At 59.3% G+C, this 15,903-nt stretch carries 17 protein-coding genes and 1 tRNA gene; 5 read left to right on the forward strand and 13 right to left on the reverse strand.

Going from position 1 to position 15,903, the window contains the following annotated elements; genetic code table 11:
• Complete coding sequence (locus DET50_RS18440; RefSeq protein WP_113864182.1) at window positions 1–1,431, reverse strand: cytochrome ubiquinol oxidase subunit I; 1,431 nt, start codon at window positions 1,429–1,431, stop codon at window positions 1–3.
• Window positions 1,432–1,617: 186 nt separating this feature from the next.
• Between DET50_RS18440 and DET50_RS18445 the strand changes: the two genes are divergently transcribed.
• Together DET50_RS18445 and DET50_RS18450 are read left to right on the forward strand one after the other, a co-directional pair.
• A complete protein-coding gene (locus DET50_RS18445; protein WP_113864183.1) occupies window positions 1,618–2,247 on the forward strand; it encodes a class I SAM-dependent methyltransferase in 630 nt (209 codons plus the stop codon).
• A 75-nt stretch (window positions 2,248–2,322) separates the two neighbouring features.
• Window positions 2,323–2,409: transfer RNA gene (locus DET50_RS18450), tRNA-Leu, on the forward strand.
• A gap of 12 nt (window positions 2,410–2,421) precedes the next feature.
• On the opposite strand, the gene DET50_RS18455 is transcribed toward DET50_RS18450, so the two are convergent.
• From DET50_RS18455 to DET50_RS19480, 3 genes are read right to left on the reverse strand one after another with little or no spacing between them, the layout of a single operon-like run.
• On the reverse strand, window positions 2,422–3,294 hold the full coding sequence (locus tag DET50_RS18455) for a DMT family transporter (RefSeq protein ID WP_113864184.1): 873 nt from the start codon (window positions 3,292–3,294) through the stop codon (window positions 2,422–2,424).
• A 51-nt stretch (window positions 3,295–3,345) separates the two neighbouring features.
• Complete coding sequence (locus tag DET50_RS18460) at window positions 3,346–3,888, reverse strand: nucleoside 2-deoxyribosyltransferase (RefSeq protein ID WP_113864185.1); 543 nt, start codon at window positions 3,886–3,888, stop codon at window positions 3,346–3,348.
• The gene (locus tag DET50_RS19480; protein ID WP_181800020.1) at window positions 3,885–4,028 is read right to left on the reverse strand and encodes a hypothetical protein; all 144 of its coding nucleotides are present in this window, start codon (window positions 4,026–4,028) and stop codon (window positions 3,885–3,887) included. The genes DET50_RS18460 and DET50_RS19480 overlap by 4 nt, the downstream gene beginning before the upstream one ends.
• A 186-nt stretch (window positions 4,029–4,214) precedes the next feature.
• Between DET50_RS19480 and DET50_RS18465 the strand changes: the two genes are divergently transcribed.
• Window positions 4,215–5,006: an enoyl-CoA hydratase gene (locus tag DET50_RS18465; RefSeq protein WP_113864186.1), complete on the forward strand. Its 792-nt coding sequence runs from the start codon at window positions 4,215–4,217 to the stop codon at window positions 5,004–5,006.
• On the opposite strand, the gene DET50_RS18470 is transcribed toward DET50_RS18465, so the two are convergent.
• Genes DET50_RS18470 through DET50_RS18480 form a run of 3 tightly spaced genes read right to left on the reverse strand, consistent with a single transcriptional unit; the run spans window position 5,003 to window position 7,206 of the window.
• On the reverse strand, window positions 5,003–5,503 hold the full coding sequence (locus DET50_RS18470) for a DUF192 domain-containing protein (RefSeq protein ID WP_181800021.1): 501 nt from the start codon (window positions 5,501–5,503) through the stop codon (window positions 5,003–5,005). The genes DET50_RS18465 and DET50_RS18470 overlap by 4 nt on opposite strands.
• Window positions 5,503–6,264: an ABC transporter permease gene (locus DET50_RS18475; RefSeq protein WP_092006046.1), complete on the reverse strand. Its 762-nt coding sequence runs from the start codon at window positions 6,262–6,264 to the stop codon at window positions 5,503–5,505. Before DET50_RS18475 ends, DET50_RS18470 begins: the two co-directional genes overlap by 1 nt.
• Window positions 6,265–6,285: 21 nt before the next feature.
• Window positions 6,286–7,206 (reverse strand): ABC transporter ATP-binding protein, encoded by a 921-nt coding sequence (locus DET50_RS18480; protein ID WP_113864187.1) that lies wholly within the window; start codon window positions 7,204–7,206, stop codon window positions 6,286–6,288.
• A 125-nt stretch (window positions 7,207–7,331) separates the two neighbouring features.
• On the opposite strand from DET50_RS18480, the gene DET50_RS18485 reads away from it, so the two are divergent.
• Window positions 7,332–7,790, forward strand: a complete 459-nt coding sequence (locus DET50_RS18485; protein ID WP_113864188.1) for a hypothetical protein — start codon at window positions 7,332–7,334, stop codon at window positions 7,788–7,790.
• A gap of 5 nt (window positions 7,791–7,795) precedes the next feature.
• Here the strand turns inward: DET50_RS18485 and DET50_RS18490 are convergent, their stop codons facing one another.
• From DET50_RS18490 to DET50_RS18505, 4 genes are all read right to left on the reverse strand, one after another.
• Window positions 7,796–8,359, reverse strand: a complete 564-nt coding sequence (locus DET50_RS18490) for a hypothetical protein (protein ID WP_113864189.1) — start codon at window positions 8,357–8,359, stop codon at window positions 7,796–7,798.
• Window positions 8,360–8,497: 138 nt separating this feature from the next.
• Window positions 8,498–9,964: a PhnE/PtxC family ABC transporter permease gene (locus DET50_RS18495; protein ID WP_113864190.1), complete on the reverse strand. Its 1,467-nt coding sequence runs from the start codon at window positions 9,962–9,964 to the stop codon at window positions 8,498–8,500.
• Between the two features lie 16 nt (window positions 9,965–9,980).
• Window positions 9,981–10,631, reverse strand: coding sequence for an ATP-binding cassette domain-containing protein (locus DET50_RS18500; protein WP_113864191.1), 651 nt, complete (start codon window positions 10,629–10,631; stop codon window positions 9,981–9,983).
• Window positions 10,631–11,506, reverse strand: a complete 876-nt coding sequence (locus tag DET50_RS18505) for a putative selenate ABC transporter substrate-binding protein (protein WP_113864192.1) — start codon at window positions 11,504–11,506, stop codon at window positions 10,631–10,633. The genes DET50_RS18500 and DET50_RS18505 overlap by 1 nt, the downstream gene beginning before the upstream one ends.
• A gap of 154 nt (window positions 11,507–11,660) precedes the next feature.
• Here DET50_RS18505 and senB point away from each other — a divergent pair, with 154 nt between their 5' ends.
• Window positions 11,661–12,632 carry a selenoneine biosynthesis selenosugar synthase SenB gene (gene senB / locus DET50_RS18510; protein WP_258546172.1) on the forward strand — a complete coding sequence of 324 codons (972 nt, stop codon included), beginning with the start codon at window positions 11,661–11,663 and terminating at the stop codon, window positions 12,630–12,632.
• On the opposite strand, the gene selD is transcribed toward senB, so the two are convergent.
• Together selD and DET50_RS18520 are read right to left on the reverse strand one after the other, a co-directional pair.
• Complete coding sequence (selD, locus tag DET50_RS18515) at window positions 12,629–14,905, reverse strand: selenide, water dikinase SelD (protein ID WP_113864194.1); 2,277 nt, start codon at window positions 14,903–14,905, stop codon at window positions 12,629–12,631. The genes senB and selD overlap by 4 nt on opposite strands.
• Window positions 14,905–15,552: a helix-hairpin-helix domain-containing protein gene (locus tag DET50_RS18520; protein ID WP_113864195.1), complete on the reverse strand. Its 648-nt coding sequence runs from the start codon at window positions 15,550–15,552 to the stop codon at window positions 14,905–14,907. Before DET50_RS18520 ends, selD begins: the two co-directional genes overlap by 1 nt.
• Window positions 15,553–15,903: the final 351 nt, after the last annotated feature.

Below are 15,903 nucleotides of genomic sequence, written 5' to 3' on the forward strand. Positions count from 1 at the left end.
TCAGTGACCTCCCTGCTTGGCCGGGTTGCTCGGTTTGTCTTCGCCGTATTCGAACGGCACGTGGGCGGCGGAAAGCGGACGGGCCGGACGCTCCGCCTCGTGCTCTTCCTCGTCATGCTGGTCTTCCAGCCCCACGTACAGCACCCGCATCAGATAGTAGACCCCGGCGGAGAACACCGCTGCGTAGACCACGATGTAGCCGATCAGGGTGAACAGCGCCATACCCCCGGTCAGGGACGGGGTCACCGCCGAGGCCTGGTCCATGATGCCGTACACCAGCCACGGGGCCCGGCCCACTTCGGTGACGAACCAGCCGGTCAGCACCGCAATGAACGGGGCAATGCTCATCACCCGCAGCACCTGCAGGAACCAGGTGGACTGGAAGTAGCGGCCACCCCGACGCAGCGCCAGGCCGGTCAGGCCCACCAGGATCATCAGGGTGCCAATGCCCACCATGATCCGGAACGACCAGAACACGATGGCCACCGGCGGCTGCTCCGCCCGGGGCACGTCCTTCAGGCCCGGCACCACGCCGTCCCACTCGTGGGTCAGAATCAGGCTGGCCAGGCTCGGAATACCGATCTCGAAATGGTTGGTCTGGGCGTCCTGGTCCGGAATGGCGAACAGCAGCAGGGGCACGTTGGGGGAGGTCTCCCAGTTGCCTTCCATCGCGGCCACCTTGGTGGGCTGGTGCTCCAGGGTGTTCAGGCCGTGGAAGTCGCCCACGATCAGCTGGGCCGGGGCGATGAACAGAATCAGCCACAGGCACATGGACAGTGCCTTGCGGTTGGCCTCCACTTCCCGGCCCCGGAGAATGTACCAGGCGCTGACACCGGCCACCACGAAGCTGCCGGTCAGGAACGAGGCCAGGCCCATGTGCATGAAGCGGTACGGGAAGGAGGGGTTGAAGATCGCTTCACTCCAGGAGGTGACGTGGAACACGCCGTTGATCAGCTCGAAGCCGGCCGGGGTCTGCATCCAGCTGTTGGCGGCAAGAATCCAGAACGACGAGATGAAGGTGCCGGTGGCCACCATGATGGCAGCGAACAGGTGCACGCCGGCCGGCACCTTGTTGCGCCCGAACAGCAGCACGCCCAGGAACGCGGCTTCCAGGAAGAAGGCGGTGATCACCTCATAGCTGAGCACCGGCCCGAGGAAGTTAGCGGTGGCCTGGGAGAAGTTGCTCCAGTTGGTGCCGAACTGGAACGACATCACGATGCCCGAGACCACGCCCATGCCGAAGACCACGGCAAAGACCTTGGTCCAGAAGGTGGACAGCTTCAGCCACACCGGATTACCGGTCTTGAAGCCCAGGCCTTCCAGCACGGCAATATAGGAAGCCAGACCGATGGTAAACACCGGAAAGATGGCGTGAAATGACACCACGAACGCGAACTGGATTCGCGATAGTAAGAGAGGATCAAGTTCCATGGGAACCTCCGGTAAACCCACACATCACAATTAGAGCGAGCGCAACTGTCCCGCCCAGCCGCTGCCTTAGCTCATATTGTTATGTTGTAATTACCGGCAGATGAATACCATGCTACCCAATAGCAGGGTAAAACCGATAGGGCAGATTGTCGCACCGCTTGATTTAAAACAATTATGGTGAAGCCAATGAGCTTTTACGAAGACCGGATACTTCCACACATCATAGACAAGGCCTGTTCAATGGGCCAGGTGATGAAACTGCGCAGCCAGGTGGTTCCACACGCCCGGGGAACCGTGCTGGAAGTGGGTATGGGATCGGCCATCAACCTCGAGTTCTACGATAGCGACAAAGTCGACCTGGTATACGGCCTGGAACCCTCGGAAGGCATGCGCCGCAAAGCCCAACCGAACCTGCGGCGCTCGAACATCAAGGTCGAGTGGCTGGACCTGCCCGGAGAAAAGATCCCGCTCGAGGACAACACCATCGACACGGTGCTGCTCACCTTCACCCTGTGCACCATCCCCGACTGGCACGCTGCACTGCAACAGATGAAACGCGTCCTCAAACCGGGCGGTGAACTCATCTTCCTGGAACACGGCGAATCCGACCATCACGGCGTAAAAAAATGGCAGCACCGCATCACCCCGGCCTGGAAAAAAGTCGCCGGCGGCTGCCACCTGAACCGACACATCGCCGACCTCATCCGCGAAGCCGGCTTTGAAATCCGGGAACTGGAAAACCTCTACATCCCCAGCGCCCCGAAGATCGCCGGCTACATCTACAAGGGCAGGGCAGTGAAGCCAGCAGAGGCCTGAAACCCACGCGGATTCAGAATTGCGTTACGGCACATGGCCTTATACAATTCTGCCCCTCAAAACCTCCCTCCGAATGCCCGGATGGTGAAATTGGTAGACACAAGAGACTTAAAATCTCTCGGCCGCAAGGCCGTGCCGGTTCGATTCCGGCTCCGGGCACCATAATTCTGTGGCTCATACCACTCGAGCTTTCCGATACCGTCTAACTTCAATCCATCCGTGGGCTGCGAGCGCGGAAAAAACAATCACCCCACCAACCATACTAAGCTTCGGCGGCACCTCCCCCAGAAACAGCCAAACCAGAAAAGACCCCAACACCGTCTCCAGCAGTAACATCAGGCTGACTTCCGCTGCCGGGATATAACGCGGTCCGATCTGAATCAGAATGCAGGCCATTGGCAGGAACACCAGGCACAGCAGGCCAATGAAGAAGGCATCTCTTGCTGAAGGAAGCTCGGCACCACCCATGAATGCCGCGACAATGGCCAACGCCAATGCCCCAAACATGAGCATCACGCTCATATCGCAGTCAGGCCGGGAGCGGGCGACGTTGAGGTTGGAGGCGAGGGCCGTGGCGGCGATGCCGGCCATGATCAGGCCGAGCGGGTCGCCTTTGCCCAGTTCGCCGACTGCCATGAAGGTTGCGCCCGTGACACACACCAGGATAACGATCCAGGTTCTCCAGGGCAGGGTTTCCTTCCAGATCAGCCAGGCAATCAGGGCAGCAATGACGGGTGCGGTGTTAAGGATGACCAATACGTTGCCGGCGGCTGTGTTTTTCATGCCTACGACAAACCCCAGGGTGCTGACGGCAAACGCTCCCGCGCAGAAGATGCCTTTCCTGCCGCAGCGCCTGATTTCTGTTGTCAGGCGGTCGCGGTATCTCAGCCAGCTGATCAGCCAGAAGCTGAAGGCCAGCAGCAGGCCTCGCCAGAACAGGAAGACTATCGGCGGTACCGAGGTGATTTTTACCAGTAGGGCGTCCGGGACAATGAACAGGACGCCCAGGGCGGCGATGGTCAGGCCTTTGATTCGCGTGGTCTGCAAGAGGCTATTCCTTACTGCTCTTCGATATGGCCCTTCGGAATCACCAGGGCTTCAGTAGTCTAGCGCCCGCGCGCACTTCTCAAACAGCTCCGCATCAAAGAATTCCAACTCGGACCGGTGCTCCGCTACAAACAGCTGGCCGCCGGATTCAACAATGCCGCATTCGATCATCAGGTTGTCGGCCAAGTCGAAATCCTCAATGACATGGCCAAGATCATCGTGGGTGCGGTTTCCGGCCCGGTGTCGGTAAGTTAGGGGATTAAGGCTGTAGCCAATCGCCTGTTTGCCCTGGCCGATCATGTATCCTACTTCAAATACCGTTCCAGGGTCGGCGCTGATGCCTCGAAAGGGGGTGAGATTGGCAATAACGGAATCGCAGCTGTTCATTAGTTCGCGATTGGCGCGGTAAATGCGGAAGCCGCGCTGCTGCGGGGATTCGTTATCGCCGAACGCCAACTCGGTATCCAGGGGGTCCAGGCCTTCCCAGCCGAGTTCCCGGAGAATGCGTTTCTTCTCAGTCACGATGATCTGGTGTTCGGTTGCCGGGAAGAAGACTTCCGGGCCGGCCAGGTAAACGCGTTTGGCGTGGGTCATGGGCCGTCCTGTTTGGGCAAGGGCTCAATGCTGTTGATGTCGCCGGTGGGCGGCTGTGGTTCGTCTTTGATTATGACGAAAATTCCGCCGCCGATGATGGCGATAGCCACGATTATCCTGAGAATTAGTGATTTGGACATCCGGTCCTCCTCCCGTTTCTAACGAGTGTCTACCTGTAATCCTGTGGACTGATACTGAATTTGCAACCGTTAGCGGGTTAATCCGTGCTATCCCCGAATGAGTCCGACCAAAGTCCCTTCGACAGAGCGCCATTGCTGGCTGATACTGAATCAAAAGAATGACAACACGTTCAGGAGGTTAATGTCATGACCGAGGTTAGCGATGCGTTGGTAACGCATTATTCGGAAAACGGTATCACCACGCTCACGCTGAATCAGCCGGAGCGCCGTAACAGCCTTTCCGTGGCCATGCTGGAGGCCCTGTCGGAGGAGCTTGAGCGGGTAGCGGATGATGCGGAGACGCGGGTCGTGGTTCTGGCGGCGCGCGGTAATGTGTTCTGTGCCGGACACGATCTGAAGGAAATCCGGGACCAGTTCGACAGTCATGACTTCCAGCTCGGTCTGTTCAACCTGTGCAGCAAGGTAATGCAGCAGATCGTGAACCTGCCCAAGCCGGTGATTGCCCGGGTAGCAGGGGTGGCGACGGCGGCCGGGTGCCAGCTGGTGGCGTCCTGTGACCTGGCAGTTGCTGCCGATACGGCACGTTTTGCCACGCCGGGGGTGAATATCGGGTTGTTCTGTTCCACTCCGATGGTGGCACTGTCACGGAATGTCTCCCGCAAGCATGCGATGGAGATGCTGCTGACCGGGGAGCTGGTCAGTGCGCCGAAGGCGGAGCAGATGGGGCTGGTTAATCGCGTGGTGGACGAGCAGGTTCTGGATGAAACCGTCTATCAGATGGCGCGCACCATTGCGGAGAAATCCGGCCACACCCTGAAAATCGGCAAGAGCGCATTTTACCAGCAGCTGGAGATGCCACTGGCAGAGGCCTACGAGTACACCTCAACGGTGATGGCGGAGAATATGCAGGCCAACGACGCCCAGGAAGGTATCTGTGCGTTTCTGGACAAGCGCAAGCCGGAGTGGAAGGATAGTTAATCTTCCGTCGGGCACTTGTCCCCATTGAGGACCAGCCGGTCACCCATGTCGATGCCGTTGGCGAGATAGAAACCGGCGTTCATCTCCACGGCGGACCAATATGGGATGCCTGCCGGGTAGATGGGGCAGTTAGTCCCCTGTGAGGCGGAGCAGGGCACCATGGCGCGGATGTTGCGAATGGTGCCTTCCCGGTCCAGAAAGGCGATATCCAGCGGAATCAGGGTGCGGTACATCCAGAAACCGTTCTCTGGTTCCCTTGCTTCTTCATACTGGAACAGCATGCCGTGGTTTGCCGGAAGCTCTGTCCTCCCCATGAGTCCTACCTGTCTCTGTTCCGACGTGCTGGCTACTTCCAGGACCACCGGTACAGAGTTCGAATCGGTCAGAAAGCACGCATTGGTGACGGGCAGATCCGTCTGGGCCGGGGTGGCACTAACCCCGCATCCGGCGACCAGAGCAAACGCCAGCGCTAGGCTGGCCCATCGAAAAACGGTCATCAGGAACGCAGCCGGTAGCCGGTCTTGAAGATCCACCAGACGGCGGTCATGCACAGGGCCAGGAACACCATGGTCATGCCCACGCTGATACCCACATGCACATCAGACACCCCGTAGAACGCCCAGCGGAATCCGCTGATCAGGTACACCACCGGGTTGAACAGGCTGATGGTCTGCCAGATCTCCGGCAGCATGTCGATGGAGTAGAAGGTGCCGCCGAGGAAGACCAGGGGCGTAACGATCATCATGGGCACGATCTGCAGTTTCTCGAAGCCGTCCGCCCAGATGCCGATGATGAAACCGAACAGGCTGAAGGTTATTGAGGTGAGCACCAGGAACGACAGCATCCAGAACGGGTGCAGCACGGTGTAGTCCACGAACAGTTTGGCGGTGGCCAGGATGATCAGGCCAAGGATCACCGACTTGGTTGCGGCCGCACCGACATAACCGATGACCACCTCCACGTAGGAGACCGGCGCCGAGAGCACTTCGTAGATGGTGCCGGAGAATTTGGGCATGTAGATGCCGAAGGAGGCGTTGGAGATGCTTTGCATCAGCAGCGACAGCATCACGAGGCCCGGAATGATGTAGGCGCCGTAACTGATGTTGTCGATATCACCCATGCGTGAGCCGATGGCCGAGCCGAACACCACGAAGTACAGGCAGGTGGAAATCACCGGTGACAGTACGCTCTGCATCACTGTGCGCTTCATCCGGGCCATTTCGAACTTGTAGATTGCGCGGATACCGTAGAGGTTCATTCAATTCTCCGTCAGGTCGGGCTACTCGTGAACGAGCCCGACAAAAATCTCTTCCAGGGAGCTTTCCCGGGTTTGCAGATCCCGGTACTCGATGCCGAGGTCGCCCAGGGTGCGCAACAGCCGCGCTACGCCGGCCTGCTCCTGCTGGGAATCGAAGGTGAAGATCAGTTCCCAGCCGTCGTTGGCCAGTTCCACCGGTTCCAGGGTCAGCTCACCGGGTACCTGCTCGAGCTTCTGCTGGAGCTGGAGGCGGAGCTCTTTCTTGCCGAGCTTGGTCATCAGCTGAGCCTTGTCTTCCACCAGGATGATTTCCCCCTGCCGGATCACCCCGATGCGGTCCGCCATTTCCTCGGCTTCTTCGATGTAGTGGGTGGTCAGGATGATAGTGACGCCGCTTTCCCGGAGTTTGCGCACCATTTCCCACATGTCCCGCCGCAGTTCCACATCCACGCCGGCCGTTGGCTCGTCCAGGAACAGGATCTGGGGTTCGTGGGAGAGTGCCTTGGCGATCATCACGCGCCGCTTCATGCCGCCGGAGAGGGACATGATCCGGTTGTTGCGCTTGTCCCAGAGTGACAGTGCCTTGAGGGTTTTCTCGATGTGGTCCGGGTTCGGTGCCTTGCCGAACAGCCCGCGGCTGAAGGAAACCGCATCCCAGACGGTCTCGAAGGAATCGGTGTTCAGTTCCTGGGGCACGAGGCCGATGGTTTCCCGGGCTTTGCGGTAATCCTTGACGATGTCGTAGCCAGCGGCCTTTACCTCACCGCTGGACAGGTTGACGATGCCGCAGATGATGCTGATCAGGGTGGTCTTGCCGGCGCCGTTGGGGCCGAGCAGGGCGAAGATCTCGCCGCGTTCGATCTCCAGGTTGATGTCTTTCAGCGCCTGGAAGCCATCACCATAGGTTTTGTTCAGGTGCCTGACGGAAATATCCGGTTGCACGGGCGTGTCCTGTGTCTGAATAAGTTAGGAAGCGCGGTATTTTCTCACGACTGCCGCCTGTTTAGAAACCTTTGCCTTGGCAGGGGAAATACCCATAATGCGCCTTTGGCAAAAAGAGGTGGGTAATGATACGGGCGATTGCGGTTACAGGTTTGATTATCGGGCTGGTGGCGTTACTGGTGTTTGGCCCCCGTTTCCTGAGTTCTCCCGAGCGGGGCGAAGTGTCAGGCGCTGATCAGCCCCGGTGCGACCTGCTGGAGCGGGATTGCCAGTGGGAAGGGGAAGAGGGCAGCTGGCTGGTTGAATTGAAGCCGCTCGGCCAAGGGGACCAGGGCACGGAGTTCCAGCTCACCGTGAATACGCCTGAAGCTCCAGACCGTTTTCTCGCGGTATTGCGGGGTGAGTCCATGTATATGGGCGAGTACCCGATTCCCCTCAAGCACCAGGAAGGTGACATCTGGACTGCCCGGTTCACCGCACCGTTCTGTACCACCGGCTCGGAAATGGAATGGCGGATTGATCTTCAGAGCGCGGAAGAGCCGGTGGGTGGTAACCCGATGAAACTCACGTTCTGGGCCCGTTAGTTTCCCTAGATAAACGTGTGGCCGGCCACCAGCTCACAAAGACCGGATTGGCCGGGCACATGGTTGTGTTCCCGCCAGTGTCTGGCGCCGTCCAGGCCGCCGCGGAAGCAGGCAAGATGGACACCGCTGGCCGTCAGTTCCTCGATGACCGAAAGCGCCTCTACCCGGTCGATGCCGGTTTTCCGGCTGACAATGTGCGCAACCAGGCCGGCGAGGGTTTTGGAGTGGCGATCGGATTCGTCGCACAGGGCACAACCCGCCCCGTAGAGCCACGCGGTGGTGCAGGAGCCGAGGATCGTAGCCATTTCCGGCCGGTCGAATCCCTGGTTCCGGCATTCCCGTTCCTGCAGTGCGGCCAGGATATGAAGCTGCGTGAAAAGTTCCGTGCGGTACCGGCTGTTTGAAGTCTTTCCGGCCTGCTCCCGATTGTTGCCGGAAGTCCGGATTGGCTCATCGCCAATGCCCTCGATCAGCGCGCCCGCCCGTGACAGCCGGAACATCTGAACCCCGAGCAAGAGCAAAAGTGCAAACAAGCCCGCCTGTGTGAACGGCACCAGCCAATACGACATATCCTCGACCACCTTGATAATCTCCCTGAACGAAACAGATTGTAACAATCTGTAACGAAAGAAAGCTGCTAACGGTTCAGCAATTTATCGCGGTTCGGGCAAAGATTTGCCAACTTGTGACGCCGGTCTCAGGCGGCGTCAGCAGGTGGGCATGGTCTGCAGGGCGAGCTTGCGGCGGATATAACGGCCCAGGGCATCAACGCCAATGTTGAGCAGCGCCGTAATCAGGATGAGTACCATGGCGCGGTCAAAGCGGATGTTCTGGATGGCACTGTCGACATAGAAGCCGAGAGTGTAAATACCCAGGATCCCCAGGATGGCGGTTTCCCGCATGATGATCTCCCAGCGGTAGAACAGGAAGGCCAGGAACGATCGGTAGACCCGCGGAACCAGCTCCCAGGTGTAGCGGTTGAAACCGGTGGGTGCATCGGGCCGAAGCCGCAGGGTGTTGGTCTGACGGCCGATCAGGTGCCCGATGATGCCACCGTTATGCAGGGCCAGGGCGACCACGGCTGGGAGCATGGAGGGCCCCCAGAGTTGGAGCAGGATGTAGGCCAGGATGTATTCCGGGGTTGAACGGGCGATGACCAGGAATACGTGGCCACTGGTCCGGCGCACCGGGCCTCCGAAATGATTGGAGATCAGCGGGAAAGCGAGCAACGCCAGGATGCCAGTGGCAACCAGCGCGATCTGTGTCAGTAGAACCGTGTTCCAGATCCCGGGTAGCGCCTCGTTCACCATCAGGTCACCAAGCCAGGGCACCATCCCGGCCAAACCTTCACCACTTCGCAGAGGCGCGGGAATGATGTCCTCGGTGAAAAAGCGTTCCACATTCCCCCAGACAATGGGCAGGCCTTCACCGAGGAAGAAAGGCGCTGCCAGGATGTAGACCGGCAGCAGTTTCGGGCGGACCCACAGGGGAATGGTGGCGATCAGTACGTAAAACAGGATCAGCATGGCCCCGGCATCGGAATAAAATCCCTGGGAAAAAGAAGCCTCAAGGTAAAAACCAAGCGTGGGCAGGCCGACGAAACCGAGGATGGCACTGGAGCGCAGGCCGCATTCCAGCCGATACGCGGTGTAGGTTCTTAACTGCTCCCAGCAATCCGGTATACGGGTATACAGGAACGCAGCAACCATGCCGGTACCCGGCGGCAACAGACGTCTTGGCTCGGGGTCGGCTTCTTCCAGGATTTCCGAGTAGACCTTGGCAAAGATCCCCGAATAGGGAATGGCAATGGCGAGCACCCCGGTCAGCGGGTGAAAGCCGAAGAACTGCAGGAAGATCAGGGCCCAGAACAGCTCATGGATCGCCCGGATAAACGCACAGAAGATCCGTACCGGGAGGAGCCGATACACCAGTGCCAGCAGGAAGCCAAAGAAACTGCCCAGCGCCACACCCACGAATGCAAAGGCCACGGTGCGCAACAGGGCGGTTAATAGCCCCTCGGAGCTGAAGAAGTTCGGCGTGACTACACCCAGGAAAAAGTTGCCCAGGTCCCGCCAGGGATTGGAGGCGGTTATGGCTATATCCGCAAACAACAGCCCTACGACCGCGACGGCAACAAAAATCAGGCTGGCTCTGACCGTGGGATAGGAATGCATGGATCCGCCGATAACCTCAGTACAGGGACATGATGTCGGATGACGAGAGGCGGTCGCTGGGTTCGTCCAGCTCCACCAGGCCATCCTGGATGCCGACAATCCGGTTGCAGTACTGCAGTGCCAGTTCTACATCGTGCAGGGCAATGACGCTGGTGGCAAACCGATCCCGAAGCAGTGCCATCACCTGATGGGCCCTGGGACCGTCCAGTGCCGAGACCGGTTCATCCGCCAGCAGCAGGTTTTCATTCCGGTAGATTGCCCGGGCGATGGCAACCCGTTGGCGCTGCCCGCCGGAAAGGGACGCCGTGGGAATCCAGAGTTTTTCGGCCAGGCCCAGCTTGTTCATCAGGTCCTTCACGGCAGCCCGGTCGGCGGCGAAGGGCCGGATCAGGGTCAGGGTGTTGTACCAGGTGGAATGCTTGTCCAGTTGCCCCATGAACACGTTATGGAATACGGGCAGAGCGTTGACCAGACCGAGATCCTGGGGAACCAGTGAAGAATTGCGGCCCACCTGCTCGTGGATCAGGCGGATCAGCGTGGATTTGCCCGCGCCGCTCTTACCGACAAGGGCAACCTTTTCCCCTTCCCGGACACGAAGGGAGAGCGGCCCGAGGACGCGCTCTCCCCCGAATGAGGCCTTGAGGCCCGAGAGATCAAATCCGGACATCAATCAAGGATTCCAATCTCTTCGGCAGTCTTGCGAATGGGCTCATAGTCGTCGTTGGAAGCAGGGATGAAGCCGGAGCGGGGGAAGCTTTCCAGGAGTTCCTTGTCATCCAGTGCCAAAAGGGCTTCTTTCACCCTGGCCTTGAAGCCATCGCCGAACCGCTCATTCACGTCACCGCGGATAGTCCACTGGTAGTCGGGATAGGCAGGCGTTTCCCAGATCACCTGGACGGCGTTGGTATCGATGTTTCCGTTCTCGAGCTCCTTCTCCCAGACCTGGAAGTTCAGGGCGCCGACTTCATAGGTGCCGGCCTCGACCAGTCGCAGGGTGCGGGTGTGGTTGCCGCTGAAGCCGACCCGGGCGAAAAAGTCTTCCGGTGCCTCGTTGAAGGTCTCACGGATATGGAATTCCGGCATCAGACGGCCTGAGGTTGAGCCTTTGGAACCAAAGGTGAAGGTCTTGCCCCGGAGCTGGTCTTCCAGCTCGGCGAACTCCTGGGCCGGCTCGATTCCGGTACTGGTGTTGGCAATGAAGTAGGTCTGGAACGCCTCGTCTTCCACGCCTTGGGCAATGGCCTCGGAACCGGGCACCAGGCGACGGGCCTGAACGCCGGAAAGCCCACCGAACCAGGCCAGTTGAACCTGATTATTACGGAATGCGGAGACCGCCGCTGCATAGGATTTTACCGGGATGTAGCGGACATCCACGTCCAGCTGCTCGGAGAGGTAGTCAGCCACGCCGCGAAAGCGCTCTACCAACTTGGTTTCGTCCTCATCGGGAATTGCCGTGAACACAAACGTCTCCGCGCTCGCTGAGGCTGCAGTCATGAAAAGAAGGCTGGAAGCCACAAATTTCCGTATCAGATTCAAAGCCATTTGAAATCCCTGTTTCGGTTGGTTTCGGAAGGAGTCAGGATACCTTGATTTACCTGAACTCTGAACAGCTATACGATTGGCATGCTTTATCGGCTCAGCCAAAAAATTCTTTCTTTCAGGTGATTACCAGCGATTGCGACCGATGAAAATAATAATGATTACTCCTGCCGCTCCCGGCTCCCGGGCGGGCAATCGCGCCACGGCGGAACGCTGGCAAAGATTGCTTGAGAATGCCGGCCACCGGGTGGAGGTCGTCACGGACTATCGGGGTGAATCCTGTGACCTTTTCATTGCGTTGCATGCATGGCGCAGCCGCGATGCGGTAAGCCGATTCAGGGAGCTCTGGCCCGCCATTCCATTGATCGTGGTGCTGACCGGCACCGATATCTATCGCCACCAGATCGAGTTTCCCGAGCCAACCCTCGCCACCATGGACGCGGCCGATGCCCTCATTGGCCTGCATGATCGGCTGGCAGACGATATTCCCGCCCGTTTTCGGGACAGGCTCGTCACCCTCTACCAGTCCGCCATCGCGCCGCCTCCAGCGCCGCAGCACTCGAGCGATCATTTCCGGGTCTGTGTTATCGGCCATCTGCGGGAAGAGAAGGATTCCCTGCGGGCCGCCCGGGCCGCGCGGCTGCTGCCTGACGAATCCCGAATCCGGGTGGTTGCAGCGGGCAAGGCTCATAACGCGGAATGGCAGCGACTGGCCGAGCAGGAAGCCGCCGAAAATCCACGTTTCCGGTGGCTCGGGCAACTGGACGAACAGGGTACCCGGGAATTGCTGACCGGCAGCCGGGTGATGGTTATCAGTTCGGTGATGGAAGGCGGTGCGAATGTGGTTTCCGAGGCCTGCCGTGCCGGTGTTCCGATACTCGCCAGCGATATTCCCGGCAACCGGGGTCTGCTGGGCGACGATTATCCGGGCTATTTTCCGGCCGGTGACGAGCAGGCACTGGCCAATCTGCTTCGCAAAGCGGAAAACGAACCGGAATTCCTGCAGGATCTTCAATTCCGGATGGCAAGGCTTGCCGCCCGTTTTACCCCCGAAAGAGAGCAGGCGAGCCTGGAACAGGCGCTGGCCCTTGCCTGCCAACGCTGTTCCGAGCGAGTTGGTGCGGGTTAATCCTTCAGACTGATCGGTTCGATGGGGCCTGATTCGTCCTGGGGCAGAACCCGGCCGATAATCGCGGTGTGTGGATAACCAAGCGCTTTCAGCTCCCGAACACAGGCTTCCGCCTCGTCTGCGGCAACACTGGCGAGCAGACCGCCGGCGGTCTGGGGGTCGAAGATCAACGGATAGCGGGGGTGATTCACCCACTTCTCCTGGTCCCGGATACCCCGACGCAAGCGGATGTTTGCCGGTTGCAGGGAGCTCAGGATGCCTGCAGCAGCGGTCTCTTCTGCACCCGGCAACACCGGAATGGCGGAAAGGTTGAGTTCCGCATCCACGCCGGAGGGGCGGGTCATTTCCACCAGGTGGCCCAGCAAGCCAAAACCGGTGACATCCGTGCAGGCCCTGGAGCCATAGCGCCGTAGGCAATCGGCCCCCAGCTTGTTGGACTGGATCATGGACGCAAGGGCCGAATCGATCCAGCGCCCCTTGGCGGCAAGTCGGGCGTGGGCTGCGAACAGGGTGCCGGTGCCGATGGGCTTGGTCAGGATCAGCACATCTCCGGCCCGCAGGCCGCCCTTGCTCATCACTTCTTCCGGATCGATCAGGCCATTCACCGCGAAGCCCAGCGCCAGCTCCTTGCCTTCGCCGGTGTGACCGCCCACCAGGGCGCAGCCGGCCTCGTTCAGAACTTCCACGGCGCCGGACATCATCTGGTAAACAACGTCCTCCACCTTGGATTCGATACCGTAGGGCACCGTTGCCACGGCGGTCGCACTCTGAGCTTCCGCCCCCATGGCGAATACGTCGCCCAGGCTGTGATTGGCGGCAACCTTGCCGAAAACGTAGGGATCGTCGATAAACGCCCGGAAGAAGTCGACGGTATGGACTACGGCTTTGCCCGGTGGTACCCGCAAAACGGCGGCATCATCCGGAGCGTGCAGGCCGATGATGATGTCATCCCGTTCAATGGGTTTGAGCTCATTCAGGGCGCGGGAGAGAACCGTGCTGCCTACCTTGGCGCCACAACCACCACAACGCATGGCCACGGCGGAGATGGCCTGGGAGGCCTCCTCGGCGCTCTGGGCCGCTGCGGTATCCGGCAATTTGGTGGACTCTTCCATGGCAGGAAGATCACTGAACTTGCGCATGAACCGCTGATCAATCCAGTCTTTCCAGCGCCAGACCAGGCGGCCGTGGAACTCCACATCACCACGAGAGGCAACCGCGTACTTGTCGCCGGTGCTGATCAGCGCCAGCCATTTTTTCTGGGGATAGAAGTTGCGTGTGTCTTTGCCGGTGGCCAGACGTTTTAGGTTGTCGGCCAGAGGCGGTCCCTGGCGCACGGCGAACACGCCGGCCTTTTCCCGGGGATGATTGATGACATTGGCGATATCGCCGGCAGCAAAAATGCTGTCGTCGTTCTCGCTTTGCAGGGTGTCCCGTACCCGGATGAAGCGGCCCTCGTCCAGGGCCAGCCCGGTTTCTTCCAGCCAGGCCGGTCCACCGGCCCGGGTAACCCAGAGCACTTCATCCACTTGCAGCGTTTCGCCCGACTCCGAGGTCAGCAGGCCGGATTCGACCCGGGAAACCGGGGAACCGAGATGCACCTTCACACCCCGCTCCGACAGTTTGCGCTCGAAGACCGAACGAACGTTCTCATTGTGAGTGGGTAGAATCTGGTTGGCGGCATCGAACAGATGGAAATGCAGCTGATCCGGATCCTTGCCACGCTGTGAGAGCTCGTTCCGGAGCCGGAACTGCATGGCGAGGGTCAGCTCTACGCCACCCGCACCGGCACCGACCACCGCGACGGACATCGGGCCCTCGTGGTTCTCAATGCGGGACAGCAGCGACAGCCAGCGCTGGTTGAAGCCGTTAATGGGCTTCACCGGCACCGCATGTTCCTCTGCACCCTCAACTTCGCCCACCCGGGGCGAGGACCCGATATTGACGGAGAGAATGTCGTAGGGCACGTTCGGCCTGTTCCGGCACAGAATGCGCTTGTTGGTCCGGTCGATACCGATGACCTCGTCCCGGTAGAACCGTGCTCCGGCGTATTCCGCAAGCCGGCTCAGGTCGATATGGACGTCGTCATAGCTGTAATGGCCGGCCACATAGCCAGGCAGCATTCCGGAGTAGGGGGTGTGGGTGTCGCGGCAGATGAGGGTCAGGCGCACACCGGGGACCGGGTTCATGGCGAACCGCTTGAGGACCCCGACGTGGCTGTGCCCGCCGCCAACCAGGACAATGTCCCGTAAAACAGGCTGGTCAGGCGTTTGCATCAGATAACTTTCTTGGCTTCGGCGGTCAGTTGGTCAAATCCCTTGAGACTTTTGAAGGCTTTCAGTTTCTCGCTGTCAGCCGCAGACGGGTTGGCGATCTGGTCGATGGAGGTGATACCCGCGTCCTTCATCTTTTTGGCAGTTGCCGGGCCAATACCCTTGACCAGAGTCAGATCGCTCTTATCTACCGGCTTGGCAGCCTTTTTGGCGGAAGACCTGGCCGGGGATTTCTTGGCAGCGGTCGGGGATTTCGCCTTGGCAGTACTCTTTTTCGAAGTCGTCTTCTTGGGCGCGGCCTTTTTGGCAGCGGCCTGGGCTTCCTTGTTGACTTCGTCTGTCAGCTGCTTGACGTCGGAGCCGGCTTCTTTGGCTGCCACGCCCAAGCGCTCGAGAATGCTGCTCTGAAGTTCGTGGAATTCGGCCAGGCGGCGCTCGAATTCCTCGTTGAAGCGTTTCATTTCCCGTTCGCGGAGCTCGTTCACTTCCTTGAGCAGTTTGCGCACCGGTTCTTCGATCTGGGTCTGCAGGCTGTCGAACTGCTTCAGGGCATCGTTGACGAGCCCTTCAATCTGGGACGAGGTTTTCTCGAATTCCTTGTTGACCTTCTTTACGATCTTGTCGACGCTCGGTTTGGCCTTCTTCGCCATGAAATGTCTCCTTACGGATTGGTTGGAACGGACAGTAACGATCAGGCCATTTGCCGGAAGCCGGAGATGGACCCTGAGGATGTACGGCGGGACTTCAGAGACAGTTTTCTGGACAGCACTTCGCGAATCCGCTTGAGCTTGTCGCCGTTTGGCGATCCAGGTTCAAACTCTGAAAAATCAATAGAGTAGAAGAAATTGCTACAATGCTTTCTGCGCTCGGTAACCAGGCCGGACACACTTTCAGCACGGATTTCTTCGGGTATACGGATTTAATGGTTGATGGGGCACCTTCACCCCATCAATCTGATACCACCCTCAGATGGTTGATAGATCGACTCCGTAGTTGAGTTC

Origin of the sequence: Marinobacter pelagius (genome assembly GCF_003315345.1) — a bacterium.
Taxonomy (GTDB): Bacteria; Pseudomonadota; Gammaproteobacteria; order Pseudomonadales; family Oleiphilaceae; genus Marinobacter; species Marinobacter pelagius_A.

Bases quoted from the DNA above. Each gene is read 5' to 3' on its own strand.
- DET50_RS18440 (WP_113864182.1), bottom strand. From the start codon at position 1,431: ATGGAACTTGATCCTCTCTTACTATCGCGAATCCAGTTCGCGTTCGTG.
- DET50_RS18445 (WP_113864183.1), top strand. From the start codon at position 1,618: ATGAGCTTTTACGAAGACCGGATACTTCCACACATCATAGACAAGGCC.
- DET50_RS18460 (WP_113864185.1), bottom strand. From the start codon at position 3,888: ATGACCCACGCCAAACGCGTTTACCTGGCCGGCCCGGAAGTCTTCTTC.
- DET50_RS19480 (WP_181800020.1), bottom strand. From the start codon at position 4,028: ATGTCCAAATCACTAATTCTCAGGATAATCGTGGCTATCGCCATCATC.
- DET50_RS18465 (WP_113864186.1), top strand. From the start codon at position 4,215: ATGACCGAGGTTAGCGATGCGTTGGTAACGCATTATTCGGAAAACGGT.
- DET50_RS18470 (WP_181800021.1), bottom strand. From the start codon at position 5,503: ATGACCGTTTTTCGATGGGCCAGCCTAGCGCTGGCGTTTGCTCTGGTC.
- DET50_RS18475 (WP_092006046.1), bottom strand. From the start codon at position 6,264: ATGAACCTCTACGGTATCCGCGCAATCTACAAGTTCGAAATGGCCCGG.
- DET50_RS18485 (WP_113864188.1), top strand. From the start codon at position 7,332: ATGATACGGGCGATTGCGGTTACAGGTTTGATTATCGGGCTGGTGGCG.
- DET50_RS18490 (WP_113864189.1), bottom strand. From the start codon at position 8,359: ATGTCGTATTGGCTGGTGCCGTTCACACAGGCGGGCTTGTTTGCACTT.
- DET50_RS18495 (WP_113864190.1), bottom strand. From the start codon at position 9,964: ATGCATTCCTATCCCACGGTCAGAGCCAGCCTGATTTTTGTTGCCGTC.
- DET50_RS18500 (WP_113864191.1), bottom strand. From the start codon at position 10,631: ATGTCCGGATTTGATCTCTCGGGCCTCAAGGCCTCATTCGGGGGAGAG.
- DET50_RS18505 (WP_113864192.1), bottom strand. From the start codon at position 11,506: ATGGCTTTGAATCTGATACGGAAATTTGTGGCTTCCAGCCTTCTTTTC.
- senB (WP_258546172.1), top strand. From the start codon at position 11,661: ATGATTACTCCTGCCGCTCCCGGCTCCCGGGCGGGCAATCGCGCCACG.
- selD (WP_113864194.1), bottom strand. From the start codon at position 14,905: ATGCAAACGCCTGACCAGCCTGTTTTACGGGACATTGTCCTGGTTGGC.
- DET50_RS18520 (WP_113864195.1), bottom strand. From the start codon at position 15,552: ATGGCGAAGAAGGCCAAACCGAGCGTCGACAAGATCGTAAAGAAGGTC.